Source organism: Micrococcus luteus (assembly GCF_022664405.1).
Lineage (GTDB): Bacteria > Actinomycetota > Actinomycetes > Actinomycetales > Micrococcaceae > Micrococcus > Micrococcus luteus.
The window spans coordinates 16,444-41,345 of record NZ_JAKRLB010000004.1 but is presented as its reverse complement, the minus strand read 5'-3'; the positions used below and the strand labels follow the sequence as shown (position 1 = coordinate 41,345).

Annotated in this window: 26 protein-coding genes; 15 read left to right on the top strand and 11 right to left on the bottom strand. The window is 73.8% G+C overall.

Annotation, left to right across the window (positions count from 1 at the left end):
- Positions 1–33 precede the first annotated feature (33 nt).
- The gene (locus tag MF605_RS02680) at positions 34–1,872 is read left to right on the top strand and encodes an AMP-dependent synthetase/ligase (RefSeq protein WP_134416326.1); all 1,839 of its coding nucleotides are present in this window, start codon (positions 34–36) and stop codon (positions 1,870–1,872) included.
- A gap of 77 nt (positions 1,873–1,949) precedes the next feature.
- On the opposite strand, the gene MF605_RS02675 is transcribed toward MF605_RS02680, so the two are convergent.
- Genes MF605_RS02675 through MF605_RS02665 form a run of 3 tightly spaced genes read right to left on the bottom strand, consistent with a single transcriptional unit; the run spans position 1,950 to position 5,125 of the window.
- Complete coding sequence (locus tag MF605_RS02675; RefSeq protein WP_134416324.1) at positions 1,950–3,170, bottom strand: TIGR01906 family membrane protein; 1,221 nt, start codon at positions 3,168–3,170, stop codon at positions 1,950–1,952.
- Positions 3,171–3,217: 47 nt separating this feature from the next.
- Positions 3,218–4,777, bottom strand: a complete 1,560-nt coding sequence (ahcY, locus tag MF605_RS02670; protein WP_228062984.1) for an adenosylhomocysteinase — start codon at positions 4,775–4,777, stop codon at positions 3,218–3,220.
- 45 nt (positions 4,778–4,822) lie between these two features.
- Positions 4,823–5,125, bottom strand: a complete 303-nt coding sequence (locus tag MF605_RS02665; protein ID WP_020628239.1) for a DUF3499 family protein — start codon at positions 5,123–5,125, stop codon at positions 4,823–4,825.
- A gap of 62 nt (positions 5,126–5,187) precedes the next feature.
- Here MF605_RS02665 and MF605_RS02660 point away from each other — a divergent pair, with 62 nt between their 5' ends.
- Entirely contained in the window at positions 5,188–5,733 is a 546-nt protein-coding gene (locus MF605_RS02660) for a hypothetical protein (RefSeq protein ID WP_227717921.1), read from the top strand.
- 55 nt (positions 5,734–5,788) lie between these two features.
- Here the strand turns inward: MF605_RS02660 and MF605_RS02655 are convergent, their stop codons facing one another.
- Positions 5,789–6,310 carry a WhiB family transcriptional regulator gene (locus MF605_RS02655; RefSeq protein WP_080696049.1) on the bottom strand — a complete coding sequence of 174 codons (522 nt, stop codon included), beginning with the start codon at positions 6,308–6,310 and terminating at the stop codon, positions 5,789–5,791.
- Between the two features lie 170 nt (positions 6,311–6,480).
- Here MF605_RS02655 and MF605_RS02650 point away from each other — a divergent pair, with 170 nt between their 5' ends.
- Positions 6,481–7,104: a hypothetical protein gene (locus MF605_RS02650; RefSeq protein ID WP_036384954.1), complete on the top strand. Its 624-nt coding sequence runs from the start codon at positions 6,481–6,483 to the stop codon at positions 7,102–7,104.
- A gap of 27 nt (positions 7,105–7,131) precedes the next feature.
- Here the strand turns inward: MF605_RS02650 and MF605_RS02645 are convergent, their stop codons facing one another.
- Entirely contained in the window at positions 7,132–7,692 is a 561-nt protein-coding gene (locus MF605_RS02645) for a GtrA family protein (RefSeq protein WP_020628243.1), read from the bottom strand.
- 162 nt (positions 7,693–7,854) lie between these two features.
- Between MF605_RS02645 and MF605_RS02640 the strand changes: the two genes are divergently transcribed.
- The 4 genes from MF605_RS02640 to manA are packed head-to-tail and all read left to right on the top strand — an operon-like array spanning position 7,855 to position 12,513.
- Positions 7,855–9,060 (top strand): 5-(carboxyamino)imidazole ribonucleotide synthase, encoded by a 1,206-nt coding sequence (locus MF605_RS02640; protein ID WP_036384955.1) that lies wholly within the window; start codon positions 7,855–7,857, stop codon positions 9,058–9,060.
- Positions 9,057–9,614 (top strand): 5-(carboxyamino)imidazole ribonucleotide mutase, encoded by a 558-nt coding sequence (gene purE, locus MF605_RS02635; protein WP_036384956.1) that lies wholly within the window; start codon positions 9,057–9,059, stop codon positions 9,612–9,614. The genes MF605_RS02640 and purE overlap by 4 nt, the downstream gene beginning before the upstream one ends.
- Entirely contained in the window at positions 9,614–11,227 is a 1,614-nt protein-coding gene (locus MF605_RS02630) for an LCP family protein (RefSeq protein WP_036384957.1), read from the top strand. The genes purE and MF605_RS02630 overlap by 1 nt, the downstream gene beginning before the upstream one ends.
- Before the next feature lie 41 nt (positions 11,228–11,268).
- Complete coding sequence (gene manA / locus MF605_RS02625) at positions 11,269–12,513, top strand: mannose-6-phosphate isomerase, class I (RefSeq protein WP_036384958.1); 1,245 nt, start codon at positions 11,269–11,271, stop codon at positions 12,511–12,513.
- 23 nt (positions 12,514–12,536) lie between these two features.
- On the opposite strand, the gene glpX is transcribed toward manA, so the two are convergent.
- On the bottom strand, positions 12,537–13,559 hold the full coding sequence (glpX, locus tag MF605_RS02620) for a class II fructose-bisphosphatase (protein ID WP_134416322.1): 1,023 nt from the start codon (positions 13,557–13,559) through the stop codon (positions 12,537–12,539).
- Between the two features lie 107 nt (positions 13,560–13,666).
- On the opposite strand from glpX, the gene MF605_RS02615 reads away from it, so the two are divergent.
- The 3 genes from MF605_RS02615 to MF605_RS02605 are packed head-to-tail and all read left to right on the top strand — an operon-like array spanning position 13,667 to position 16,402.
- Complete coding sequence (locus tag MF605_RS02615; protein WP_134416320.1) at positions 13,667–14,257, top strand: DUF4245 domain-containing protein; 591 nt, start codon at positions 13,667–13,669, stop codon at positions 14,255–14,257.
- Positions 14,254–14,925 (top strand): carbonic anhydrase, encoded by a 672-nt coding sequence (locus MF605_RS02610; RefSeq protein ID WP_002854504.1) that lies wholly within the window; start codon positions 14,254–14,256, stop codon positions 14,923–14,925. Before MF605_RS02615 ends, MF605_RS02610 begins: the two co-directional genes overlap by 4 nt.
- A 55-nt stretch (positions 14,926–14,980) precedes the next feature.
- Positions 14,981–16,402, top strand: coding sequence for a class II fumarate hydratase (locus tag MF605_RS02605; RefSeq protein WP_134416318.1), 1,422 nt, complete (start codon positions 14,981–14,983; stop codon positions 16,400–16,402).
- A gap of 90 nt (positions 16,403–16,492) precedes the next feature.
- Here MF605_RS02605 and MF605_RS02600 read toward each other — a convergent pair whose 3' ends face one another.
- Both MF605_RS02600 and MF605_RS02595 read right to left on the bottom strand, forming a co-directional pair.
- Positions 16,493–16,996 (bottom strand): prepilin peptidase, encoded by a 504-nt coding sequence (locus MF605_RS02600; RefSeq protein WP_063189028.1) that lies wholly within the window; start codon positions 16,994–16,996, stop codon positions 16,493–16,495.
- Positions 16,997–17,340: 344 nt separating this feature from the next.
- The gene (locus MF605_RS02595) at positions 17,341–18,795 is read right to left on the bottom strand and encodes an RNA 5'-3' helicase PhoH2 (RefSeq protein ID WP_036384963.1); all 1,455 of its coding nucleotides are present in this window, start codon (positions 18,793–18,795) and stop codon (positions 17,341–17,343) included.
- A 221-nt stretch (positions 18,796–19,016) separates the two neighbouring features.
- Here MF605_RS02595 and MF605_RS02590 point away from each other — a divergent pair, with 221 nt between their 5' ends.
- Positions 19,017–19,664, top strand: coding sequence for a rhomboid family intramembrane serine protease (locus tag MF605_RS02590; RefSeq protein ID WP_036384964.1), 648 nt, complete (start codon positions 19,017–19,019; stop codon positions 19,662–19,664).
- Here MF605_RS02590 and MF605_RS02585 read toward each other — a convergent pair.
- Positions 19,643–20,416: an isoprenyl transferase gene (locus MF605_RS02585; protein ID WP_036339992.1), complete on the bottom strand. Its 774-nt coding sequence runs from the start codon at positions 20,414–20,416 to the stop codon at positions 19,643–19,645. The genes MF605_RS02590 and MF605_RS02585 overlap by 22 nt on opposite strands.
- Positions 20,417–20,521: 105 nt before the next feature.
- Here MF605_RS02585 and trhA point away from each other — a divergent pair, with 105 nt between their 5' ends.
- Positions 20,522–21,241, top strand: coding sequence for a PAQR family membrane homeostasis protein TrhA (gene trhA, locus MF605_RS02580; protein WP_134416316.1), 720 nt, complete (start codon positions 20,522–20,524; stop codon positions 21,239–21,241).
- Between the two features lie 156 nt (positions 21,242–21,397).
- Here trhA and MF605_RS02575 read toward each other — a convergent pair whose 3' ends face one another.
- A complete protein-coding gene (locus MF605_RS02575) occupies positions 21,398–21,802 on the bottom strand; it encodes a hypothetical protein (protein WP_036384966.1) in 405 nt (134 codons plus the stop codon).
- A 48-nt stretch (positions 21,803–21,850) separates the two neighbouring features.
- On the bottom strand, positions 21,851–22,843 hold the full coding sequence (gene mca, locus MF605_RS02570; protein WP_134416314.1) for a mycothiol conjugate amidase Mca: 993 nt from the start codon (positions 22,841–22,843) through the stop codon (positions 21,851–21,853).
- A gap of 115 nt (positions 22,844–22,958) precedes the next feature.
- Between mca and MF605_RS02565 the strand changes: the two genes are divergently transcribed.
- From MF605_RS02565 to MF605_RS02555, 3 genes are all read left to right on the top strand, one after another.
- Positions 22,959–23,405, top strand: coding sequence for a DUF4307 domain-containing protein (locus tag MF605_RS02565; protein WP_002856530.1), 447 nt, complete (start codon positions 22,959–22,961; stop codon positions 23,403–23,405).
- 257 nt (positions 23,406–23,662) lie between these two features.
- On the top strand, positions 23,663–24,157 hold the full coding sequence (gene greA, locus MF605_RS02560) for a transcription elongation factor GreA (protein ID WP_060973861.1): 495 nt from the start codon (positions 23,663–23,665) through the stop codon (positions 24,155–24,157).
- 96 nt (positions 24,158–24,253) lie between these two features.
- A complete protein-coding gene (locus MF605_RS02555) occupies positions 24,254–24,892 on the top strand; it encodes a GPP34 family phosphoprotein (RefSeq protein WP_134416312.1) in 639 nt (212 codons plus the stop codon).
- The last annotated feature ends 10 nt before the right edge of the window (positions 24,893–24,902 follow it).

The window sequence follows — 24,902 nt, the reverse complement described above, 5'->3', positions numbered from 1 at the left end:
CGCCGCACGTCCGAAAATGGATACGCTCGGACCGTGCAGAACCAGAGCCCCGTCCATGAGTCCGCCACCGAGCTCGTCGGCATGCCGCCGGCGGACTCCAACATCACGGACCTGATCGTCGCCTCCTGTGCCGATCGGCCGGACGCCCCCGTGTACGCCCAGCGCAACGGCGCGGGCGGCTGGGTGGACGTCCACTTCACCGCGTTCCTGACCCAGGTGCGCGCCGTGGCGGCCGGCCTCATCGCCCACGGCGTCCAGCCCGGGGACCGGGTGGGCCTGTTCTCCCCCACCTCCTACGCGTGGGCCGTCCTCGACCAGGCCGTGTGGTTCGCCGGCGCCGTCTCCGTGCCGATCTACGAGACCTCCTCCGCCCACCAGGTGGAGCACATCGTCACGGACTCGGGGCTGCGGGTGGTCGCCGTCGGCAGCGAGGAGCTCGGCGAGCGCGTCGCCGAGGCCGCCGGGCACGCGGGCGTGGACGTGGCGACGTTCCCGCTGACGGACGCCGGACTGGCGGAGCTGGCCGAGGCCGGCGCGTTCGTGTCGGACGACGCCGTCGAGCACGCCCGCTCGCTGGCGACCCTCGCCAGCCCCGCCTCGATCGTCTACACCTCCGGCACCACCGGCCGCCCGAAGGGCGCCGTGATCACGCACGGCAACTTCGTGGGCGCGGCCATCAACGTGCTGCACTTCGCGCGCGAGGTGGTCCAGTGGTCCCCGGAGACGACGACGTCGCGCACCCTGCTCTTCCTCCCGCTGGCCCACGTGCTCGCCCACGCCGTCCAGGTCATCTGCCTGTACGCCCGCATCCAGGTGGCCCACTCCGGCTCCCCGGCCACGCTGCTCGACGACCTCGCCTCCTTCCACCCCACGTGGCTGCTGGCCGTGCCGCGCGTGTTCGAGAAGGTCGAGGCCGGCATCGAGGCCAAGGCCCAGAAGGGCGGCACCGGGCGGATCTACGCGGCCGCCAAGCGCACCGCCATCGAGTGGTCCACGGCCGTGGACGAGGCCGAGTTCGGGGACGGCCCCGGGCCTTCGGTCCTGCTGCGCGCCCGGCGTGCGCTGTTCGACCGGCTGGTCTACCGCAAGATCCGGGAGGCCCTCGGCGGCGAGGTGATCTCGTGCGTGTCCGGCGCGTCCGCCCTCTCCCCGGAGCTGGTGCACTTCTTCCGCGGCGCCGGCATTCCGATCGTGGAGGGCTACGGCCTCACGGAGACCACCGCGCCGGCCACCGTGAACATCCCCGGCGCGCACCGCGTGGGCACTGTGGGCCTGCCCGTGGCCGGGGTGACGGTGAAGATCGCCGAGGACGGCGAGATCCTCATCCGCGGCCCCGTGGTGTTCGACGGCTACCACGGCATGCCGAAGGCGTCGGCGGAGGCGATGGAGGACGACTTCTTCCGCACCGGGGACATCGGTGCGCTGGACGAGCACGGCTTCCTGCGGATCACCGGCCGCAAGAAGGACGTGATCATCACCGCCGGCGGCAAGAACGTGTACCCCACGCCCATGGAGGAGGCGCTGCGCCAGCACCGGCTCATCGAGCACGTCGTGGTGGTCGGGGAGAACCGCCCGTTCGTGGGCGCCCTCATCACCCTGGACACCGAGGCCTTCACCCAGTGGGCCCTGGACCGCGAGCTCAGCCTCACGCCGGCCGAGGCCGCGACGGACCCCACCGTGCTGGCCTCGATCCAGGAGGCGGTGGACCAGGTCAACGCGGGCGTCTCCCGCGCCGAGTCCATCCGCCGCTTCCGCATCCTGGACCACCCGTTCACCGAGGACTCCGGGCACGTCACCCAGTCCCAGAAGCTCAAGCGGGCCCAGGTGATCGAGGACCACGCCGAGGACGTCGAGGCCCTCTACCGCCGCTGACCCCGCGCCCCCGGACGACGACGGGCCGGGAGGACGCCTCGTCCTCCCGGCCCGTTCCCGGTGCCGTCCGGCGGCGGTCAGCGCACCACGGCGTCGTCCTCCCGGGCCCACCGCAGGCGGGTCCGCAGCAGCTGCTCGCGGCGGTCCGCGCTCAGCTCACGACGGCGGCGCGTGGGCCACGTGAGCACGAGCGTCACGAGGGACGCCAGCAGGGTCACCAGCCCGACCACCACGGCCGCGTCCACCCAGAACTGCTCGGGGTAGAGGCGGATGAGGGCGTCCCGCACGGAGAACGTCCACGTGCCGTCCGCGAAGAACAGCGAGTGGAACCCGGCGAAGAACGTCTCCCAGCCCAGCACCGCCAGGACCGCGAGCGCGATCACCGCGAGCGGCAGCCACACGGCGCCGGCGAACAGGGCGCGGCGCACCCCGCCGGGGCTGGTGCGCAGCAGGGACGCGATGAGCAGGGCGCACACCACCAGGAGCACCACGAGCGCCGCGGCGGCGATCCACAGCACGGTCTTCACGTCCGTCATGTGGTCGACCTCGACCTCGGTGAACAGCGGCGCGCCCTGGTGCGTGAGGCTGCTGAGGTACCGCGGCCCGGCCAGGTTGGTCACGTAGTCCAGCCCGGCGGAGCCGTAGTGCATGCGGTCGGCGAGGGTGAAGCCGAACCGGTCCGCGGGGAACCCGGGCCGGTGGTACTCCAGCCACAGGAACACCGGGCTCGCCACGAGGCGGACGGCGGCCAGCAGCAGGGCGAGCGGGGCGAGGATCGCCAGCAGCACCTGCGCCAGGCGCGGGCCCGCCTTGGGCAGGCGCGCGCGCTCCTCCGGCGTGGGGCCCTGCAGGGCCGCCGCCTGCGCCACGGGGGCGGCGGTGCCGTCCTCGGGGTAGCGGTCGACCGGGGCGGCTGCACTCGACCCCGCCGCGCGGGCCCCGACGGCGGCGCTCAGCGGGCCGAGCTCGTCGGCGCCGGGCAGCGGCCGCCGGCCGCCCTCGGGCACGGCCCGGGAGGCGACGATGTCGCGGTCGGCGTCCGCGGCCGGGCGGCCGGCGTCGCGTCGGTCCGCGGCCGCCGCGTCCCCGCCGCGCAGCGCGGCGAGGTCCTCGGGGCTGAGCGCCGAGGTGTGCTGGGCGCCGCCGTCGTCGTCCCGGCCCATGGCGGGCAGCGCCTGGGTGCGGTTCGGGTCGTCTGCGGCGTCGTCCTCGACGAACGCGCCGTAGTCCAGCCCGGAATCGAAGTCCTCCGCCCCGGCGCGCTCGTCGCGCCCGCGGCCGGCCTGATGGGAAGCCATGCTCGTGCCTCTCTCGAGTGGGTCCGTCCGCCCGCGGGCGCCGGGGATCAGTAGCGGTAGTGGTCGGCCTTGTAGGGGCCGGCCACGTCCACGCCGAGGTACTCGGCCTGGGCCTTGGTCAGCTCGGTCAGCCCGACGCCGAGGGCGTCCAGGTGCAGGCGGGCGACCTTCTCGTCCAGCACCTTGGGCAGCGTGTAGACGCGCTTCTCGTAGTGCTCGCCGGTCAGGGCGCCGGTGCCCGTGGAGCCGCCGAAGAGCTCGATCTGCGCCATCACCTGGTTGGTGAAGGACGCGCTCATCACGAACGAGGGGTGGCCGGTGGCGTTGCCGAGGTTCAGCAGGCGGCCCTCGGAGAGCACGATGATGCTGCGCTCGGCCTCCGTGCCGCCGTCCAGGGTCCACTCGTGGACCTGCGGCTTGATCTCCGTCTTCACGACGCCGGGGATGCGGGCCAGGCCGGCCATGTCGATCTCGTTGTCGAAGTGGCCGACGTTGCCCACGATGGCCTTGTCCTTCATGGCGGCCATGTGCTCGGCCATGATGATGTCCTTGCCGCCGGTGGTGGTGACGAAGATGTCGCCCTCGCCCACCACGTCCTCGAGGCGGGCCACCTGGTAGCCGTCCATCGCGGCCTGCAGCGCGCAGATCGGGTCGATCTCCGTGACGATCACGCGGGCGCCCTGGCCGCGCAGGGCCTCGGCAGCGCCCTTGCCGACGTCGCCGTAGCCGCAGACCACAGCCACCTTGCCGCCGATCAGCACGTCCGTGGCGCGCATGATGCCGTCCGGGAGGGAGTGGCGGATGCCGTACTTGTTGTCGAACTTGGACTTGGTCACGGCGTCGTTCACGTTGATCGCCGGGAAGAGCAGGCGGCCCTCCTGCGCCAGCTGGTAGAGGCGCAGCACGCCCGTGGTGGTCTCCTCGGAGACGCCGCGCAGGGTGCCGGCGGTGCGGGTCCAGTGCTGCGGGTCGCGGGCCAGCGAGCGGCGCAGCGTCTCGAGGATGATCCGGTACTCCTCGGGATCGTCCTCGGTGGCGCTGGGCACGGCGCCCGCGGCCTCGAACTCGACGCCCTTGTGCACCAGCAGGGTGGCGTCGCCGCCGTCGTCCAGGATCATGTTGGGGCCGAGCTCCGGATCCTCGTCCGCGCCCGGCCAGGTGAGGATCTGCGAGGCGGTCCACCAGTAGTCCTCGAGGGACTCGTTCTTCCAGGCGAACACCGGCACGCCCTGCGGGTCCTCGGGGGTGCCCGAGCCCACGACGACGGCGGCGGCGGCCTCGTCCTGCGTGGAGAAGATGTTGCAGGAGGCCCACCGGACCTCGGCGCCGAGGGCGATGAGGGTCTCGATGAGCACGGCGGTCTGCACGGTCATGTGCAGGGAGCCGGCGATGCGGGCGCCCTTGAGCGGCTGGGCCTCCCCGTACTCCTCGCGCAGGGACATCAGCCCCGGCATCTCGTGCTCGGCCAGGCGGATCTGGTGGCGGCCCGCCTCGGCCAGGGACAGGTCCCGGACCGTGAAGTCGAACGAGGCACCGGACACGGTGGTGCGGTTGGCGAAGGCCGGGTCGACGTCGGGGGTGCGGAACTCTGCGGAGGTCTCAGTCATGCCCTCCAGCCTAGCGAGGCCCCGGACGGCACGACACGTGCCGCGTCAGTCCCCGTCACGCACCACGCGCAGCCCGGGGCGGGCCGGCGGGACGGCCATGGGCCGGGTGGGGACCGTGCGCACGCCGCCGTCCGCGTCGACGGCCTCGTAGTGCTCGGGCAGCTCCAGCCGCAGCACCTCCCAGCCGCGCGGGGCCGTGGTGCGTCGAGCGTGCTCGCCGCAGAGGTCGTACGTGTGCGGCTCCGCCCGGCGCGACAGGGGCCCGATGACCACCTGCGAGTCCGCGTAGTTGTACGTCAGCGTGGCCAGGGCAGGGCTCTGGCATCCGGTCTTGCTGCAGCGTCGCATGGGTCCCACGCCCGCCACCCTACTCGGCGGACGGCCCGGAGCGGTGGCCTACCATGGCGCGCATGACCGCGTCCGCCTCCTCCGATCCCCTCGACCCCCTGCCGTTCCGGGCGGGCGACGCCGCGGGGGCCGAGCCGGGCGTCGAGGGCGGCCCGGCCGAGGCCGGCGTCTCCTCCCCCGCGGGGCGCGGCGGTCGGGACCGCCGTGGCCGGGGGCTGCGGCATCCGCGCCCGTTCGGTGCACGCTCGGAGCGGGGCCGGGGCGAGGCGCTGCTGACCGCCGTCGAGAAGGCGGTGGACCGGCTGGGCTCCCTGGACGCGCCCGGGCTGCGGCACGTGACCGCGCGGGTGGAGCGCATCCCGGACCGGCTCGACGAGCGACTGCGCGAGCTGCACGCCGGCCGGGAACGGGATGAGGAGGCGCTGTTCGCGCGGGCCGAGCGGCAGGGCCGGGACGGGGTGCTGATCACCCTGTTCGAGCGGCCGCTGCGGGACGCGGCCGACCCGGCCGACCTCGAGGGGGCCGTCTACGGGGTGGCGCTGAGCCGTTGCGCCGACGCGCTGGGCGTGGACCCGCAGGTGCTCGACCCCAGCTGGGGCCGCGGCTGAGCCCGGACCGGGTGGTCCGCGCCGGGCACCGCGCCCGGCGGATGAGCGCGGTGCGTCAGGCGCGGGCGCGGCGCAGGCGGCGACGCTCGCGTTCGGAGAGCCCGCCCCAGATGCCGAAGCGCTCGTCGTTCGCCATGGCGTACTCCAGGCACGCGTCCTTGACGGTGCAGGCCTCGCACACACGCTTGGCGTCCCGCGTGGAGCCGCCCTTCTCCGGGAAGAACGCCTCGGGGTCCGTCTGCGCGCACAGGGCGTCCGCCTGCCAGGCCAGCTCGCCCTCGACGGGCTCGGTGGTCACGCCCGGGATGGCGGCCCAGTCGGCGGAGACGGGCACGGCCTCGACCGGACGCGCGTCACCGGGGAAGAGGGCGGTGACGGTGGCGGCCGGGGTGCCGGTCTCGCCGTCGAGGTCGTGGGCGGTGAGGAAGGCGGTCGCCTGATCCTCGAGGCTCGCGCTGGAGACGCTGGCCTGCGGGTCGGCGGGGTCGAGGAACCAGTCGCTGGGGACGCTCCGCGGACGAGGCGCCGGCGCGGGATCGGCGCGGTGCGCGTCCTCGACTCGCTGGGTCTGCTCCATGTGTGACGCCTCTTCCCGGGATCGACGTGGCGGTGTGGGCCGGGTGACCATGCGGTCCGCGCGGGTGCCGGGCAATCCGGCGGGCCCCTCCTGGCGGGACCGTTGGCCCGGGTTCATTACATCGGTGTGATTCATGCCGAGTCAAACCGAGCGGGTGCCACACTGGGCCCATGGTCTCCCTCTCCGCACCCCGGTCCACCGGCCCCCTCGTGCTCCGCCTCGCCTCCTCCCCGCGGCCCGCGCTCGTCCAGGAGCCGGGGGCCCCGGACGAGCCCGGCGCGGTGGACCAGCGCATCGAGCTCTCGGGCCGTGTGACCGTGAACTGGGCCGCCAAGTTCGCGGGCCTGCTCGGCGCCGAGGGCATCGGCGCGGGCGACGCCGTCGCCCTGGACCTGCCCGTCCACTGGCTCTCCCACGCCCTCGCCCTCGGCGTGCTCTGCGCCGAGGCCGAGCCCGCCCTCGAGGGCGACTCCCCCGCCGCCGTCCTCACGGACCGGCCCGAGGCGTGGCCGGACCCGTCCGTGGCCGTCTTCGCCGTGGCCCTGCCGCGCGGCCTCGAGCCCGAGTTCGACGGCCCGGCCGCCGATCCGGCCGTCGTGGACGTGGCCGCCGAGATCCGCGCCCAGCCGGATGCCCTGCCCGGCCCCGTGGATCACGTGCGGCCCGCGTCGATCCCGGCCGGGGCCGACGTCGCCCCGGACGACGACGGCCCGCGCCCCCGCCTGACGTGGGCGGGAGTGCGGGCCGCGCTGGAGGCGTGGGACGCGGGCCGGGCGGTGACCGTGCGCCCCTGACGGGGCGGCGGGGTCAGGCGGGGACGCTCAGACCCCGGCGTCGGGGGCGCGGTGCCGGCCGTGCGGAGGCAGCTGGTCCTCGCGCAGCACGGGCATCTGACCGGTGATGATCGCGAGGTCGTTGGCGAAGCCGGGCTCCACGTCCAGCTTCTCCTTGAACACCCAGAACCGGTAGGCGAAGTAGCGGAACACGGTGCCGAAGAACAGGCCGATCACGTTGCCGGCGATGAACAGGCCGGTCGGGTCGGTCACGCCCAGCAGGTACTGCGCGATCGCCACGCAGCCGGCCTGGATCCCCAGCCCGATCGCGTTCATGATCAGGAACATCACGAGCTCGCGCGTCTTGTTCGAGGAGCGCTTGTCCCGGAACGTCCAGTAACGGTTGGCGACCCAGCTGAACAGGGTGGCGACGACGCCGCCCACGATCTTGGCCTTGACGTTGGACCCCTCGAGCGGGCCGGTCATCATCCACCAGAAGACGAGCGAGTCCACCACGAACGCGGCCGCACCGACGGTGCCGAACTTGGCCACCTCCCGCCACAGCAGGGAGGCCATCCCGGTCAGGCGGCCCCAGAGATCGGACAGCATGGGCGTGGACTCCTCGGTTCGGGACGGGGGTGTGCACGCGGGGCGGACCCGCGCAGGGCTGGGGAACACTGTAGCCGCGCCCCCGGCGCGCGCCCTCCTCGGATCCGGCATCGGCCACCCCTCCGTGACGGAGTTCTCAGCCGGTCCGACTACCCTGTCCGGGTGACTTCCCCTCGACTCGGTGTGATCGGTGGCGGGCAGCTGGCCCGCATGATGGCGGGCGCCGCCGCGGAGCTCGGCGTGCCCTTCCGCGTGCTCGCGGAGGCCCCGGACGCGTCAGCGGCCCAGGTCGCCCCCCACGTGGTCGGCGACCACACGGACCTGGCGGACCTGCGCGCGTTCGCGGCCACGGTGGACGTGGTCACCTTCGACCACGAGCACGTGCCCACCGAGCACCTGCGGGCCCTGCAGGAGGCCGGCGTCGCCGTGCGCCCCGGCCCCGAGGCGCTGCAGCACGCCCAGGACAAGCTGGTCATGCGCGCCGCCGTCGAGCGGCTGGGCCTGCCGAACCCGGCGTGGGCGCCGGTCGACGACCTCGAGGCCGTCCTCGCCTTCGGCGACGAGCACGGCTGGCCGATGATCCTCAAGACCGCCCGCGGCGGCTACGACGGCAAGGGCGTGCTCAAGCTCGACGACGCCGACGACGCCCGCGCCTCCGCCGCGGACGGCACCCTGGCCGCGTGGCTCGGCGCCGGCATCGCCCCGCTGCTGGCCGAGGCCCTCGTCCCCTTCTCCCGTGAGCTCTCCGCGCAGGTGGCGCGCACCCCCTCCGGTGAGGTGGCCGTCTACCCCGTCGTCGACTCGGTCCAGGTGGCCGGCGTGTGCGACCTCGTGGTCGCCCCGGCCCAGGACCTCGACCCGGCCGTCGCCGCGGCCGCGACCGCCGCGGCCGTCCGCCTCGCCGAGGAGCTGGACGTCACCGGCATGCTCGCGGTCGAGCTGTTCGAGACGCCGGGGGTCGGCCCGGGCTTCCAGGTGAACGAGCTGGCCATGCGCCCCCACAACTCCGGCCACTGGTCCATGGACGGCGCCGTCACCGGCCAGTTCGAGCAGCACGTCCGCGCCGTGCTCGACCTGCCGCTGGGCGAGACGACCCCCCGCGGGGCCGGCGTCGTGATGAAGAACGTCCTCGGCGGCGCCCGCGAGGACCTGCACGCCGGCAGCGTCGCGGCCCTCGCCGCCCACCCGCAGGCCAAGGTCCACCTCTACGGCAAGGACGTGCGCCCGGGCCGCAAGGTCGGTCACGTCAACGTCGTCGCGGACCACGGCCTCAGCCTCGAGGAGGCCGTGCGGACCGCCGAGTCCGCCGCCGCACTGCTGCGCGACGACGCCCCCACCACCGGCACCGAGACGGAGGCCCGCCCATGACCGCCACGCCCCAGTCCCCCGCCCAGCCCCTGCAGGACGACGCCCCGGTCGTCTCCGTCGTGATGGGCTCCGACTCCGACTGGCCCGTGATGAGCGCGGCCGCCGAGGCCCTGCGCGAGCTCGACGTGCCCGTCGAGGTCGGCGTGGTCTCCGCGCACCGCATGCCCCACGAGATGGTGGAGTTCGGCGCCCGCGCGCACGAGCGCGGCATCCGCGTGATCGTGGCCGGCGCGGGCGGCGCGGCGCACCTGCCCGGGATGCTCGCCGCCGTCACCCCCCTGCCCGTGATCGGCGTGCCCGTGAAGCTCAAGAGCCTGGACGGGATGGACTCCCTGCTCTCGATCGTCCAGATGCCCGCCGGTGTGCCGGTGGCCACCGTCTCCATCGACGGCGCCCGCAACGCCGGCCTGCTGGCCACCCGCATCCTCGCCTCGGCCGACACCGCGGAGGGCGACCGCCTGCGCGCCGCCCTCGCCGAGCACGCCGACGAGCTCAACGCCCAGGCCCGGGCCAAGGGGGCCCGCCTGCGCGAGCAGATGGCCGCCGACCGCTGATGTCGCCCGCCACCGGATCCGTCCCCGCCGGTCACGCGCAGCCCGACCCGCTCCGAGATCCACGCGTCGCCTCCCCCACCGAGCGCACCCGCCGGGCGCTGATCCTCACCGCCCTGACCCTGCTGGTCCCCGGCGGCGCCCAGCTCGTCGCCGGCAGCCGCCGGCTCGGCCGCGTGGCGCTGCGGGTCACCGTCACCGTGTGGGCCGTGCTGATCCTCGGGCTGCTGTGGTGGCTGGTCTCCCGCGCGAGCCTGATCTCGCTGATGGCCCGGGACGGCGTGCTGCTGGGGCTCGCGGTGGTCCTGGCGGCGTTGGCGGTGGGCTGGGCGGTGCTCTGGGTGGACACGTTCCGGCTGATCCGGCTGCACCTGCTCGCCCCCGGCGCGCGGAAGATCACGGCGGCGGTCACCGCGCTCGCGCTCGTGCTCACCAGCGGCGCCCTGCTCTACGGCGGCTGGGCCGCGAACACGAGCCGCGGCGCGCTCGGCGAGGTCTTCCGGGAGGGGCCGGCCGTCCCGGAGGCCGAGGGCCGCTACAACATCCTGGTCCTGGGCGCGGACGCCGGCGAGGGCCGCCAGGGGCTGCGCCCGGACTCCATGCACGTGGTCTCCGTGGACGCCCGCACCGGCGCCATCGTGATGTTCTCCCTGCCCCGCAACCTGCAGAACGCGCCGTTCGTCGAGGGCTCCCCGCTGTGGGACGTGTACCCGAACGGCTTCGACTGCGGCGACGAGTGCATCCTCAACGCCCTCTACACGGACGTGGAGGAGCACCACGCAGACCTCTACCCGGACGCCGAACACCCCGGTGCCGAGGCCATGAAGGACGCCGCCGGCGGCATCCTCGGGTTGGACATCTCCGGCTACGCCCTCATGGACATGGGCGGCTTCGCCCAGCTGATCGACGCCATGGGCGGGGTGGACGTCGTCAGCGGCGGCTACGTGGTCCACCGCGGCGTCCGGCCCGACGGCGCCTGGGGCAACATCTGGTGGGAGCCGGGCACCCACCACTTCAACGGCGACGACGCGCTCGCCTTCGCCCGCTCCCGGCAATGGTCCACCGACTACGCCCGCATCCGCCGGCAGCAGTGCATGCAGGCGGCCATGCTGGAGCAGTTCAGCCCCGCCACCGTGCTCACCCGCTTCGAGGGGATCCTCGCGGCGGGCCAGCAGATCGTGACCACCGACCTGCCGCAGTCCCAGCTGGGCACGTTCGTGGACCTCGCCGAGCGCTCGCGCGGCCACAAGATGCGGCGGCTGACCGTCGGCCCGCCCGACTTCGGCGACACGGGCACCCACTTCACCACCTATCCCGACTACGACCTCGTCCACCGCCGCGTGGACGAGATGCTGGCCGACGAGTCCGCAACCGCCGGGTCGGACCCGACCGGCGTCACGGCGACGCCGCTGCTCACCGCGCTGGCCGTCGTCGCGCAGGAGACGCAGACCCCCGACGTCGACGAGGATGACCCGGCCACGTGGCCGGCCCCGCCGACCCGCTCCGACGGCAAGCCCTTCACCGCCGAGGACCTGATGATGGCCGAGGACCTGGGCCAGGAGGACGTGCTGAACCACGCGTCCTCGACGAACGGGCTGTGCGTCCCCGCCCCGTGAGGCGCGACGCGCGGGCCGACGGGCTGATCTAGGCTGGGCGCATGCACGTCCTGAAGCCCGTGATCCGTGACTACGCCTGGGGCTCCCCCACGCTCCTCGCCGACCTGCAGGGACGCGAGCCCACCGGCCGCCCCGAGGCCGAGCTGTGGCTGGGCGACCATCCGGGCGCCCCGTGCGTCGCCGTCGTGGCGGACGGCGCCCACGTCGGCCTGGACGAGGTGGTGGCCGCGGACCCGGAGCGCTGTCTCGGGCCCGCCGCGCCGGAGGGCCGACTGCCCTTCCTGATGAAGCTGCTCGCCGCGGGCGCCCCGCTGTCCATCCAGGCGCACCCCACCCTGGAGCAGGCCCGCGCGGGCTTCGCCGCGGAGGAGGCCGCCGGCGTGCCGGTCGACGCCCCGGAGCGCAACTACATGGACGCGAACCACAAGCCGGAGATGCTGCTCGCGCTGACCCCCTTCGCGGCGATGTGCGGCTTCCGCTCCCCCGAGGTCTCCTCGGACAGCTTCGAGGCCCTGGCCCGCGCCCTCACGGAGCGGGCGGACGGGGACACGTCCGCCGTCGCCGTCGCCGCCGCCCGGATCAGCCAGGCCCTCGCCGCCGGGGACCTCGAGGACGCGTTCACCTCGATCCTCGACCCCGACTCCGTGTGGGGCGCCCCCGGCGCCGTCGCGCAGGTCGTGGACGTGCTGCGGGCTGCGCCGGACCTGGCCGAGCGCGACCCCTCGCTGGCCACGGCCCTCGAGGTCGCCCAGCACCACCCGGACGACCCCGGCGTGGTGGTGGCCATCCTGCTCAACCGCGTGGACCTGGCCCCGGGTCAGGCCATCCATCTGCCCGCCGGCAACGTGCACGCGTACCTGCACGGGCTGGGCGTGGAGGTCATGGCGGCCTCGGACAACGTGCTGCGCGGCGGACTCACCACGAAGCACGTGGACGTGCCCGAGCTGCGCCGCGTGGTCACCTTCGAGGCGCTGCCGGTGCCCTCCACCGAGCCCGAGCGCGTGGCCGACTCCGTGGTGGCCTTCCGCCCGCCGTTCGAGGAGTTCGAGCTGCTCCAGGCCACGCTCGAGGACGACGCCGTCCACGGACTCGACGTGCACGGGCCCGGGATCGCGGTGGTCACCCGCGGCACGGCGAGCCTGGCCCTGGCAGGCCAGGAGATCGAGCTGGGCCCGGGCGAGGCCGTGTTCCTGCCCGCCGCGGAGACGGCGTCCGGCCCGCTGGCCGTCCGCGCCGCGGCCGGCGCCCCGGCGACGGTGCACGTGGCCGGCCTGCCGCGGGGCTGAGCCCGGCAGACCGGCCCGCGGGCTCAGCGGGCGTCGCGGTCCCCCAGCCACTTGGACCACTTCTTCACGTCGTGCTCGGCGTCCACGGTGCGGACCGTGCCGGACGACGAGCGCATCACGATGGACTGCGTGTGCACGCGGCCGTCGGCGAAGCGCACACCGCGCAGCAGGTCGCCGTCGGTGATGCCGGTGGCCGCGAAGTAGCAGTGGTCGGAGGTGACCAGCTCGTTCGTGGTCAGCACCGCGTCGAGGTCGAGGCCGGCGTCGAGGGCCTTCTGCTTCTCGGCGTCGTCGGTGGGGGCCAGGCGGCCCTGGATGATGCCGCCGGTGGCCTTGATCGCGCACGCGGTGACGATGCCCTCCGGGGTGCCGCCGATGCCCATCATCATGTCCACGCCGGTGCCCGGGCGGGCGGCGGCGATGGCGCCGGCGACGTCGCCGTCCAGGATGAACTTCACGCGGGCGCCGGCCTGGCGGATCTCCTTGACCAGGCCCTCGTGGCGGGGGCGGTCCAGCACGCACACGGTCACCTGGGAAACGGGCTTGTCCAGGGCCTTGGCCACGAGGTTCACGTTCTGCATCACCGGCAGGCGCATGTCCACGAAGTCGGCGGCCTCGGGGCCCACCACGAGCTTGTCCATGTAGAACACGGCCGACGGGTCGAACATGGTGCCGCGCTCGGCCACCGCGAAGACGGAGAGCGCGTTGTTGTAGCCCATGGCGGTCAGGCGGGTGCCGTCGATCGGGTCCACGGCCACGTCCACGGCGGCGCCGGAGCCGTCGCCGACCTGCTCGCCGTTGAACAGCATGGGGGCCTCGTCCTTCTCGCCCTCGCCGATCACCACGGTGCCGTCCATGGCCACGGTGTCCATGAACGCGCGCATCGCGTCCACCGCGGCGCCGTCCGCCTTGTTCTTGTCCCCGTAGCCCACCCAGGGGCTCGCGGCGATGGCCGCCGCCTCGGTCACCCGCACCAACTCCATGGCCAGGTTGCGGTCCGGGACGTGATTCTCGTAGCCGGTCTTCTCCGAGGACGCGCTGGTCATCGCTGCTCCGATCCTTGCTCGCGGCGCTCCGTCCGCACGAGACGGGGCGTGAGGGCGGCTCTGCCCCGGTCCTCATCCTACGGGGGCGGCCTCCCGTGGGTGGCACAATGCTGACCGTGAGCTCCGCCGACCCCCACTCCCCCGCCCCCCGCCCCGTCCTGACCGCCAAGCAGGCGCAGCGGGCCCGGCAGCCGTGGATGGCCATGGTGCTCTCCCTGGTGGCTCTGCTGGCGATCGTGGCCGTGGTCCTCCTGCTCAACCCGGAGCCGCCGCAGCGGCCCCGTGAGGACCGCGTCGACGTCGCCGCCGAGGCCGCCACGATCCCCCACGACGACGGCGACCTGCCGGCCCTGGCGCCCGAGGTACCGGAGTCCTGGTACGCCAACTACGCCCGCCTGCAGAAGCTGGACGGCGTCTCCACGTGGGACGTCGGCTGGGTGGTCACGGACACGGTGTTCGCGGGCCTGCAGCAGGCCGAGGACGTCGACCCCACCTGGGTGAGCCTGCGGGTGGACCAGGTCCCGACGTCGGAGACGATCGAGATCGACGGGATCGCGTGGGACCTCCACGCCGATCCGAAGAAGCCGGAGCGACGGCTCGTGGCGGAGGTGGACGGCAGCACCGTGGTGCTGACCACCACCGGCGACCAGGCCGTCCTCGAAGACCTGGCGCACGGCGTCGCGAAGGAGACCCGATGACCCCCCACACCCGCCCCGAGACGACGCCGGCCCCCGACGTCGTCGTCCCCACCTCCGACCTGACCCCCGCCGAGGCGTGGGAGGTCCTCGCCGAGGGCAACCGCCGCTTCGTGGCGGGCGAGCCGAGCCACCCGAACCAGAACGCCGAGCGGCGCAGCGACCTGACCGCCGGTCAGGCCCCGGTCGCCGTGATCTTCGGCTGCGCCGACTCGCGCCTGGCGGCCGAGATCATCTTCGACCTCGGCCTCGGCGACGTGTTCGTGGTGCGCACGGCCGGCCACGTGATCGACGACGCCGTGCTGGGCTCCATCGAGTACGGCGTGGACGTGCTGGAGATCCCGCTCGTCATCGTCCTGGGCCACAACTCGTGCGGCGCCGTCACGGCGACGGTCGAGTCCTACATCTCCGGCACCATGCCGCGCGGGTTCGTGCGCCCCCTCGTGGAGCGCATCATCCCGTCCGTGCTGGCCGGGCGCCGCCGCGGACTGGAGGAGGTCGACGAGTTCGTGGCCGAGCACGTGGACCAGACCTGCGACCACCTCCTGGAGACCTCGCAGTCCGTCCGCGCGGCCGTCGAGTCGGGGCGCACCGCCGTCGTCGGGCTCACCTACTCGCTGTCCGAGGGCACCGCGCGACCGGGCCGCGTGCACGGCGACCTGGCGGTCTGACGACGTCGGGCGTCCGGTGCGGCACCGGGCGCCCACGCCGTCCTAGGATGTGACCATGACCGCAGAGAACACCGATCAGCAGTTCCGCATCGAGCACGACACCATGGGCGAGGTGAAGGTGCCGGTGAACGCGCTCTACCGTGCGCAGACCCAGCGCGCCGTGGAGAACTTCCCGATCTCCGGCAAGGGCCTCGAGCCCGCCCACATCCACGCCCTCGCGCAGGTCAAGAAGGCCGCGGCCAAGGCGAACGCCGAGCTGGGCATCATCTCGCAGGAGCGCGCGGACGCCATCGTCGCCGCCGCGGACCAGGTCATCGCCGGCGACCACGACGACCAGTTCCCGATCGACGTGTTCCAGACCGGCTCCGGCACCTCCTCCAACATGAACACCAACGAGGTGCTCGCCACCCTCGCCACCCGCGCACTGAAGGAGGCCGGCTCCGAGGACGAGGTGCACCCCAACGACCACGTCAACGCCTCCCAGTCCTCGAACGACGTGTTCCCGACCTCCGTGCACGTGGCCGTCACCGCCGCCCTCGTGAACGACCTCGTCCCGGCGCTGGACCACCTGGCCGTCTCCCTCGAGAAGAAGGCGAAGGCCTTCGCCGGCGTCGTGAAGTCCGGCCGCACCCACCTCATGGACGCCACTCCGGTGACCCTGGGCCAGGAGTTCGGCGGCTACGCCGCGCAGGTCCGCTACGGCATCGAGCGCATCCAGTCCGCGCTGCCGCGCGTGGCCGAGGTCCCGCTCGGCGGCACCGCCGTGGGCACCGGCATCAACACCCCGAAGGGCTTCTCCGCCCGCGTGATCGAGCTGCTCGCCGAGGAGACCGGTCTGCCGCTGACCGAGGCCCGCAACCACTTCGAGGCCCAGGCCAACCGTGACGGCCTCGTGGAGGCCTCCGGCCAGCTGCGGAACATCGCGTTCTCGCTCATGAAGATCAACAACGACCTGCGCTGGATGGGCTCCGGCCCGAACACCGGCCTCGGCGAGATCGCCATCCCGGACCTGCAGCCGGGCTCCTCGATCATGCCGGGCAAGGTCAACCCCGTGATCTGCGAGGCCGCGATCATGGTGTGCGCCCAGGTGATCGGCAACGACACCACCGTCGCCCTGTCCTCCACCAACGGCGCGTTCGAGCTCAACGTGGGCATCCCCGTGATGGCCGCCAACCTGCTCGAGTCCATCCGCCTGCTGGCCAACACGACGCGCGTCATGGCGGACAAGATGATCGACGGCATCGAGGCCAACGAGGAGCGCTGCGCCTTCCTCGCCGGCGCCTCGCCGTCCATCGTGACCCCGCTGAACAAGATGATCGGCTACGAGGCCGCCGCCAAGATCGCCAAGCACGCCGTCGCGAACAAGATGACCGTGCGCGAGGCCGTCGTGGACCTCGGCTACGTCGAGCGCGGCGAGATCACCGAGGAGCAGCTGGACAAGGCCCTGGACACCATGTCCATGACCCACCCGGAGTGATCCGGCGGATTCGGTGAGCGGCGCGACGCCGCCTCCCGGGCCACGACGCCGAGCGGCCGTCCTCCCGTGCGGAGGGCGGCCGCTCGACGTTCACGCCAGCACCAGCACTCCGGCGGCCGCCGCCACCATCGCCGGCCCGAACGGCAGCGCCGTTCGCCCCGTCGCCCGGCCCGCGAGCACCAGCAGCCCCGCCACCACTCCGCCGAGCAGGATCGCGCCCACCCCGGCGGCGAGCACCGCCGTCGGACCGAGCACCCCCGTGTACACGCCCAGCCCGCCGGCCAGCTTCACGTCGCCCATCCCGAGGCCGCCGCGGCTGAGCACGTGCAGCGCGAGCATCGCCACGGTGTAACCGAGACCGCCCAGCAGGCTGCAGAGGGTCAGGTCACCCCGGCCCGCCAGCAGCGCTCCCCCGGTCATCATCGTCAACCCGCCCAGCGCCAGCCGCAGCGTCCATCGGTTCGGCAGCCGATGTTCGCGCAGGTCCGTGCGCACGAGCACGCCCGTGCACACCGCGAACCACACCAGTCCCAGGGACCACAGCACCGCCGTCGCCGGCGCGCCGTGCGTCCACGCCCATCCCACCCCGCTCATGCGCCCAGCCTAGGTCGGGCGGCGCACACGCCGGGTCGCCGTCCACAGGGCGATCCGGCCACCTCGCGTTCACGGTCCGGCCACCCGGTGTTCTGCCCACAGCGCAACCGGAACCGCCCATTGCGACGACCCCCCCGCACGGGTCTACTCTGAAGTCACGAGCTTCCGGCCGTCTGATGGACGTACGGGGCTCACACAGACCCCATGGCCTCAATCCCGTTTCAAAGGGGCCATGGTGGCGGGCTTCCTCGGTCCCCCATCCCCCCTCCGCGGGGCCGAGCACCCCCGCCGGGGGCCGCTGCTTCGGCAGCGGCCCCTTTTTCATGCCCGGCCCCGCCGCCGGCTCAGGCCCGGCCCTCCTCCAGCAGGTCCGTGACCAGCGCGGCGATCGGCGAGCGCTCGGAACGGGTCAGCGTCACGTGCCCGAACAGCGGGTGGCCCTTGAGGCGCTCCACCACGGCCGCGATGCCGTCGTGCCGGCCCACGCGCAGGTTGTCCCGCTGGGCGACGTCGTGGGTCAGCACCACCTTCGAGTTGCGGCCCATCCGGCTCAGCACCGTGAGCAGCACGTTCCGCTCGAGCGACTGCGCCTCGTCCACGATCACCCACGCATCGTGCAGCGAGCGGCCGCGGATGTGCGTCAGCGGCAGGATCTCCAGCATCCCGCGGTCCACCACCTCGTCCACCACGGACGGGGAGACGAGCGCGCCCAGGGTGTCGAACACGGCCTGCGCCCACGGGCCCATCTTGTCGCCCTCGGAGCCGGGCAGGTAGCCCAGGTCCTGGCCGCCGACGGCGTACAGCGGGCGGAACACGACCACCCTGCGGTGCTCGCGGCGCTCCATCACGGCGTCGAGGCCCGCGCACAGCGCCAGCGCGGACTTGCCGGTGCCCGCGCGGCCGCCGAGGGAGACGATGCCCACGCTCGGATCCGTCAGCAGCTCGATGGCCAGCCGCTGCTCGGCGGAGCGGCCGTGCAGGCCGAACACGTCGCGGTCCCCGCGCACCAGGCAGGCTCGGCCGCCCTCGCCGACCCGGGCCAGAGCGGAGCCCCGGGGCGCGGTGAGCACCAGCCCCGTGTTGATCGGCAGGCGGTCCGCCTCGGCCGGGGCCTCCTCCGGCCCGGTCTCGACGCCCGTGCCGGTCAGGGTCCCCAGCGGGACGCCGGCCAGGTCGACCTCGCCGTCGTCGTAGAGGGCGTCCAGCCGCTCCTGCGCCACGCTGAGGGAGACGGTGCCGCGCCAGCCCGAGTCACGCACGAGCTCGTGGCGGTACTCGTCCGCGGCGAGGCCCATGGCCGCCGCCTTCACGCGCATCGGCAGGTCCTTGGACACGACCGTGACCGTGGCGCCCTCGTCCGCGAGCGCCTTCGCGACGGCGAGGATGCGGGAGTCGTTGTCCGTGCCGCGGATGCCCAGGGGCAGCACGTCCACGGACACGTGGTTCAGTTCGATCCGCAGCGTGCCGCCCTCGGGGGTGATCGGCACGGGCTGGTCCAGCGCGCCGTGGCGGCCGCGCAGGTCGTCGAGCAGGCGCAGGGCCGTGCGCGCGTAGTAGCCGAGGTCGGGGTCGGCGCGCTTGGCCTCGAGCTCCGAGACCACCACGAGCGGCAGGACCACCTCGTGCTCGGCGAAGTGCAGCAGGGCGCGCGGGTCCGAGAGCAGCACGGACGTGTCCACCACGTAGGTCCGCAGGCCGGTCGCCTCCGCCGGCCCCGCCTCGGCACGCGCCTGGCCCGGCCGGTTCGGCCTCGGCGGCTCCTGCCGGGTCTGCGCGTGCTCCACGAGCTCTGCCACCATGTCTGCCTCCTGTGCCGGTGAACCGTGCGTGCGGGGGTCCGCCCACGGGCCACGCTAGGAAGCGGCGTCGTCCGCCGGGTCCCGGCACGGTGAACCCGGGATGAAGTCGCGGTGACGGTCCGTCCGAGCCCCGCCACGGCCCCGACGTCCCGCGCTCCCTACACTGGAGACGCGCCGCCGACGTCCCGACGGCCGCCCGCTCCCCGTCCCCAGGAGGGCCCATGAGCATGCACCGCCCGTCCCCCGGCCTGCCCGATCGGCCGGGCGGCCCGGCCCCCGCCCCGACCCTGGCCGAGCGCGCCGGCGGCCGCCTGCTGGGCGCCGTCGCGCCCACCGCCGTGCTGATCGCGGCCATGTGGGTCGCGCAGGTCGTGCTGATCTTCCTCGGCCGGGTGATCATCCCCGGCGTGGGCCTGATCCCCCGACGCCTCGACGGTCTCGACGGGGTCCTGTTCTCCCCCGTGCTGCACGCCGGCTGGGCCCACCTGATCGGCAACACGACGGCGCTGCTCGTCCTCGGTCCGCTGGCCGCCCTGGTCTCGCGCCGACCGGTGGCCCTGCTCGTCTGCGCCTGGCTGGGCTCGGGCCTGCTGACCTGGGTGATCGGCACCCCGGGCGTGCACATCGGCGCCTCCGGGATCGTGTACGCGCTGATCGCGTTCCTGATCGTCTACGGGATCGCGGTGCGACGGATCGGGGCGGTCGTCGTCTCCGTGCTCGTCGCGCTCACGCACCTGGGCTCGAGCCTGATCGGCCTGCTGCCGGCACCCGGCATCTCGTGGACCGGCCACCTGGCCGGGGCCGTCGTCGGGGTGCTGCTGGGCCTGTGGTGGGGCCGCGCCGACCGTCAGGTGCCGAACCGGCGCTGACGGCTGCCGTAGTCGCGCAGGGCACGCAGGAAGTCGACCTTGCGGAACGCGGGCCACATGGCCTCGCAGAAGTAGAACTCCGAGTACGCGGACTGCCAGAGCAGGAACCCGGAGAGCCGCTGCTCCCCGGACGTGCGGATGACCAGGTCCGGGTCCGGCTGGCCGCGCGTGTAGAGCCGGTCCGCGATCTGCTCGACGGTGACGGACTCGGCCACCTCCGCCGCGCTGTGGCCCAGGGCGTGCTCGTCCCGCAGCAGCTCGCGCACGGCGTCGAGGATCTCCTGGCGGCCCCCGTAGCCCACGGCCACGTTCACGTGCACGCCGTCGTGGTCCTTGGTCTGTTCGGCCACCTCGGCGAGCCGTCGCGCCATGGGCTCGGGGAGCAGGTCCACCGCGCCGACCGGCTGCACGCAGACGGGGGCGCGGCCCTCGGCCGGCTGGGCGAGGCGCTCCGCCGTCGTCTGGATGATCTCCAGGAGCGGGGCGAGCTCCTCCGCCGGGCGCCGCAGGTTCTCGGTGGAGAGCATGTAGAGCGTGACCACGGGGATCCCGGCCTCGTCGCACCAGCCGATGAAGTCGAGGATGCGCTCGGCGCCGGCCTGGTGGCCCTGCTGCGTGGACGCTCCGAACGCGCGGGCCCAGCGACGGTTGCCGTCCACCAGCACGCCGATGTGCCGGGGCAGCCGCTCCGGGTCCAGGCCGCGCGTCAGCCGCCGCTCGTACAGGCGGTAGAAGGCCTCGGGTCGACCCACGGCGCGCTCCCCTCTCGGACGGTCCTGCGAGCCTCCAGGATACGCGCGCGGCACACAGCGACCATCCCGTGCCCCGGCCCCGGGTCGACCGACGACAATGGAGGCATGGACCCTGTGACACCCCTCCGCGAGACCGACGCCGCCCGTCGCCTGCGCTGGCGCATCGAGCGCATCCGCGACCCCGACCATCCGCTGTACAAGCCCCGACTGCGCGGCTGGATCCACGCGGCCATGGCGCCCCTGACGCTCGCGGCCGGCATCGTGCTCATCGTGCTCGCGCCGACCGCGACGCTGCGGTGGGCCAGCGCGGTCTACGCCGTGACGGGCCTGCTGCTGTTCGCGGTCTCGGCGACGTACCACCTGGTGCAGTGGAACGAGGTGGTCTCCCGTGTCCTCAAGCGGCTGGACCACACGAACATCATGCTGGTCATCGCCGGCACCTACACGCCGCTCTCCCTGGCCCTGCTGCCTCCGGACCGGGCGCGTGTGCTGCTCACCCTGGTGTGGGTGGGGGCCGTGGCCGGCGTCGCGTTCCGGGTGCTGTGGACGGACGCGCCGCGCTGGCTCTACACGCCGGTGTACGTGGTGCTCGGGCTGGCGGCGCTGCTGTACCTGGGCGACTTCTTCGCCGCGGATGCGGCGGCGGGGTGGCTGATCGTGGCCGGCGGCATCGCGTACATCACGGGCGCGGTCTGCTACGCGCTGCAGGCCCCCACGATCCACCGCGAGTGGTTCGGCTTCCACGAGCTGTTCCACGCCTTCACGGTGGCCGGCTTCGTGTGCCACGCCGTCGCCATCTACCGGGCGGTGCTCCTCGTCGCCTGAGCGCGGCAGGGACGGGGGTCTGCGCCCCGCCGGGCAGCGCCGAGGCCCGCAGACGCGCCGCTACGTCCATGCCGTAGCGGCGCGTCTGCGGGCCTCAAGGGTTCGGGCGTGGAGTCTCCGGCGCCGAATCTCGGGCGTGCACGGGCCCGACGACGGTCAGTCGCGTCCGGTGTCCGGGGCCTGGGGCTCCGGGGCCGGCTCCTGGAGGTAGCCGGGGTACTTCTCCTGCAGGCGGCGCAGCCGGTCCTCGGAGTCCGCGTCCAGGTGCTCGCCGCCCGCGCGGACCTCGTCCGGCAGGTGCTGCTGATGGCGCTCCACGAGCATGGCCTCGGCCTCCGGGGACCGCTGCTGGACGCGGCGCACCGAGCGGACCATGACGCGGAGGACGATGATCGCCATGACCACCATGAGCGCGGTGAACAGGAACCCCTCGATGCCGGGGGTGACCTCCGCCTCCTCGAGCCCGGGGCGCAGCGTCGGCTCCGGGACGGCGGGCACCGGCGCGGGGCTCGCGGCCGCGAGCGCGGTGAGGACGAGGGGAAGGCCAGACAGGGGTGTCACGCCGCCCCACTCTACCGGCCCCGGCTGCACGGCCCGAGCCGGGGCGGCTCAGCGCAGGCCGGCGAAGAGGTCGTGCTCCGGCAGCTCGGAGGGCACGCGCGAGTCGATCAGCGCGAAGTCCTCCCACGGCCAGGCGCGCCGCTGCAGGTCGTGGGGGGCGTCGAAGAACATGCCGTCGGGGTCGATCTGCGTGCGGTGCGCCCGCAGGGCGGCGTCGCGCTCGTCGAGGAAGCCGGTGACGTCCACCTGCGTGGTGACGTCGTGGTCCGCGGTGACCCACGGCGGGATGACCTCCGGGTCGGGCACGTCCTCCCCGGCTTCACGGCGGCGCAGCACCTCGCGCATCGCGTCCATCGCATCGAACATCATCAGGCGTCGGGCGAACGGCACGTCCTCGCCGTCGGCCTCGGCCACCGCGGCCATCGTGCGGAACTTCCGCGGGTTGAACCCGCAGTCGTAGTAGACCTTCGAGACCTCCCAGGCGGGCCCGGCCTCGGGGTACTCGTCGGCGAGGCCTGCAGCCCGGTACGCCTCCATCGTCACGGCGTGGGCCTGCAGGTGGTCCGGGTGCGGGTAGCCGCCGACCTCGTCGTAGGAGATGAGCACGTGCGGGCGGAACCGGCGCACGAGCGAGATCAGCGGGGCCGCCGCATCCTGGAGCGGGACCTCGGCGAAGCAGTTCGCCGGGAGGGCGGGCAGCGGATCCCCCTCGGGCAGGCCCGAGTCGAGGAAGCCGAGCCAGGCGTGCCGGATGCCGAGGATGCGCGCGGCCTCCGCCATCTCCTCGCGGCGCACGGCCGCGATGTCCCGGTCGGCCCGGGTGGTGTCCCCGAACGACGGGTTGAGCAGGGTGCCGGCCTCGCCGCCCGTGCACGTGACGACCATGACCTCGGCCCCGGCCGCCGCGTAGGCGGCCATCGTGCCGGCCCCCTTCGAGGACTCGTCGTCCGGGTGGGCGTGCACCGCCATGAGACGCAGCCCGGTGGAGGGCGGCAGGGCGGTGCCTGCGGCGGGCTGGGCCTGGGGGGTCTGATCGGTCACGGGGATCGCACACTCCTGTCCGGATGGCAGGGCCGCCGCGGGGGCGGCGGCGTGAGGGGTCCAGGCCGACGTCGTCATCGGCCTCCGGCGGCGGGCAGCGGCTAGGGTGGAGGGGATGTCTCACCACGCCCCCGCGGTCCGCGCGCAGGACCCCACATTAGCCAACCGGTACGGCACGGACCACACGCGTCCGGGCCGTCGTCGGCTGTGGGCGGGCCTCGGCGGTCTCGGGCTGGTCGTGGCCGTGCTGCTGTCCGTGTGGATCGGCCTGAACATGTCCGTGGGCGCCATCGAGTACAAGGACGTCGGCTTCACCATCGAGGACGACGGCCACGCGACCGTCACCTTCCAGGCCTCGGTCCCGGAGGGCGTGCAGGCCGAGTGCGATGTGCTCGTCACCGACTCCCACGCCGCCCCCGTCGGCTTCCGCACCGTCCGCCTGGAGACCCTGCCGGCCGACCGACGGGACTCCCCCTCGGACGCGCAGCAGCGCTACACCGTGGACGTGCGCACCGTGGTGCGGGGCGACTCCGGCGTTGTCGAGACCTGCCGCAAGGTCTGAGCCCTCCCGGCCGCTCCGCCCTCGGCGTAGCGGCCGCCTTTGGTGTGACGCACGCCGCCCGGATAGACTCGTCGGAGCATTCCCGCCCCGCCGGTGAGTCAGGCAGGCGTCGCACGGAGCCCTCGGGTCACGCGCGTCCTCCTGATCGGCGGGGTCTTTCGCATGCGGGCGCGTCCGCCGGACGCGGATCGCGCACCGGATGCGGTGCGCCGCGCCCCGGACTCCGCATCACCCGAGACAGAAAGGCGGAACAGAGCATGACCACCAGCCAGTCCGACGCCCCGTGGCTGACCCAGGAGGCGTACGACCGCCTCTCCAAGGAGCTCGAGTACATCTCCGGCCCCGGCCGCCAGGAGATCATCGAGCGCATCGAGGCCGCGCGCGATGAGGGCGACCTCAAGGAGAACGGCGGCTACCACGCCGCCCGCGAGGAGCAGTCCAAGAACGAGGGCCGCATCGCGGAGCTGAAGCACCTGCTCGAGACCGCCCGCGTCGGCGAGGCCGCCGAGAACGACGGCGCCGTGCACCCGGGCACCGTGGTGACCGCCGTCGTCGCCGGCGACGAGATGACGTTCCTCTTCGGCAACCGCGAGATCGCCGCGGACGACGAGTCGCTCGAGGTCTACTCCGAGCGCTCCCCGCTCGGCGAGGCCATCAACGGTGCCAAGAAGGGCGACAAGGTCTCCTACACCGCCCCGAACGGCAAGGACATCAAGGTCGAGGTCAAGGACGTCCAGCCCTACTCCGGCTGACCGACCCCGGCTCCGAGGACGGCCGCGGTCCCCTCCAGGGGCCGCGGCCGTCGTCCGTCCCGGGTCCCACCGCGCCCCCGTTGCTACTCTGGCCCCATGCTGACCGTCGAGAAGGCGCACCTGCTGCTCACCCGCGAGGACGGGCTCTCCGAGAGCCCCTCCCACCACCGCGTGGCCCTTGCGGCCGCCGCGCTGGCCGACCACCGCTCCGCCGGGATCGTGACCCTCGAGGACGTCCCCGTGGACCGGGCCCGCGTGCTCGTGACCGCGGCCGGCACCACCGGCGACCCCGTCCTGGACTCCTCCCTCGCACAGGTCGACGCCCTGGCCGGCCGACCGCTCGTGTCCACCGTGGCGGCCGGCAAGCCGGATCTGCGCAAGGCCGTCGTCGCCCATCTGACCGAGACCGGCCGCCTCACCGAGCGCAAGGCCTTCCTGGCCACCCGGCACGTCCCCCGGGGCACCGAACGCGCCGAGCTGCTCGCGCACCTGACCGCCGTGGTCCTGGACGAGGCCGAGCCCTCCGACGAGGACGTGCTCCTGCTCGGCGTGCTGCAGCACCTCAACCTGGCCCGACGCCTGCTGCCGGGCGCCCACGAGCGCTACGACCGCCGCGAGATGGTCCGCCGCATCGAGGCGCTGACGCGCGAGGACCTCCTGGTCCAGGCCGTGCGCCGCGCGGTGGGCGGGACCTGCGGCACCGTCACCGCGGCCGCCGCCGGCTCCGCGGCCTGAGCCGGCCCGG

Coding starts and splice junctions, on each gene's coding strand:
- MF605_RS02675 (WP_134416324.1), bottom strand. CDS start 3,170: ATGGCTTCCCATCAGGCCGGCCGCGGGCGCGACGAGCGCGCCGGGGCG.
- ahcY (WP_228062984.1), bottom strand. CDS start 4,777: ATGACTGAGACCTCCGCAGAGTTCCGCACCCCCGACGTCGACCCGGCC.
- MF605_RS02665 (WP_020628239.1), bottom strand. CDS start 5,125: ATGCGACGCTGCAGCAAGACCGGATGCCAGAGCCCTGCCCTGGCCACG.
- MF605_RS02660 (WP_227717921.1), top strand. CDS start 5,188: ATGACCGCGTCCGCCTCCTCCGATCCCCTCGACCCCCTGCCGTTCCGG.
- MF605_RS02655 (WP_080696049.1), bottom strand. CDS start 6,310: ATGGAGCAGACCCAGCGAGTCGAGGACGCGCACCGCGCCGATCCCGCG.
- MF605_RS02650 (WP_036384954.1), top strand. CDS start 6,481: ATGGTCTCCCTCTCCGCACCCCGGTCCACCGGCCCCCTCGTGCTCCGC.
- MF605_RS02645 (WP_020628243.1), bottom strand. CDS start 7,692: ATGCTGTCCGATCTCTGGGGCCGCCTGACCGGGATGGCCTCCCTGCTG.
- purE (WP_036384956.1), top strand. CDS start 9,057: ATGACCGCCACGCCCCAGTCCCCCGCCCAGCCCCTGCAGGACGACGCC.
- MF605_RS02630 (WP_036384957.1), top strand. CDS start 9,614: ATGTCGCCCGCCACCGGATCCGTCCCCGCCGGTCACGCGCAGCCCGAC.
- manA (WP_036384958.1), top strand. CDS start 11,269: ATGCACGTCCTGAAGCCCGTGATCCGTGACTACGCCTGGGGCTCCCCC.
- glpX (WP_134416322.1), bottom strand. CDS start 13,559: ATGACCAGCGCGTCCTCGGAGAAGACCGGCTACGAGAATCACGTCCCG.
- MF605_RS02615 (WP_134416320.1), top strand. CDS start 13,667: ATGCTGACCGTGAGCTCCGCCGACCCCCACTCCCCCGCCCCCCGCCCC.
- MF605_RS02610 (WP_002854504.1), top strand. CDS start 14,254: ATGACCCCCCACACCCGCCCCGAGACGACGCCGGCCCCCGACGTCGTC.
- MF605_RS02605 (WP_134416318.1), top strand. CDS start 14,981: ATGACCGCAGAGAACACCGATCAGCAGTTCCGCATCGAGCACGACACC.
- MF605_RS02600 (WP_063189028.1), bottom strand. CDS start 16,996: ATGAGCGGGGTGGGATGGGCGTGGACGCACGGCGCGCCGGCGACGGCG.
- MF605_RS02595 (WP_036384963.1), bottom strand. CDS start 18,795: ATGGTGGCAGAGCTCGTGGAGCACGCGCAGACCCGGCAGGAGCCGCCG.
- MF605_RS02590 (WP_036384964.1), top strand. CDS start 19,017: ATGAGCATGCACCGCCCGTCCCCCGGCCTGCCCGATCGGCCGGGCGGC.
- trhA (WP_134416316.1), top strand. CDS start 20,522: ATGGACCCTGTGACACCCCTCCGCGAGACCGACGCCGCCCGTCGCCTG.
- MF605_RS02565 (WP_002856530.1), top strand. CDS start 22,959: ATGTCTCACCACGCCCCCGCGGTCCGCGCGCAGGACCCCACATTAGCC.
- greA (WP_060973861.1), top strand. CDS start 23,663: ATGACCACCAGCCAGTCCGACGCCCCGTGGCTGACCCAGGAGGCGTAC.
- MF605_RS02555 (WP_134416312.1), top strand. CDS start 24,254: ATGCTGACCGTCGAGAAGGCGCACCTGCTGCTCACCCGCGAGGACGGG.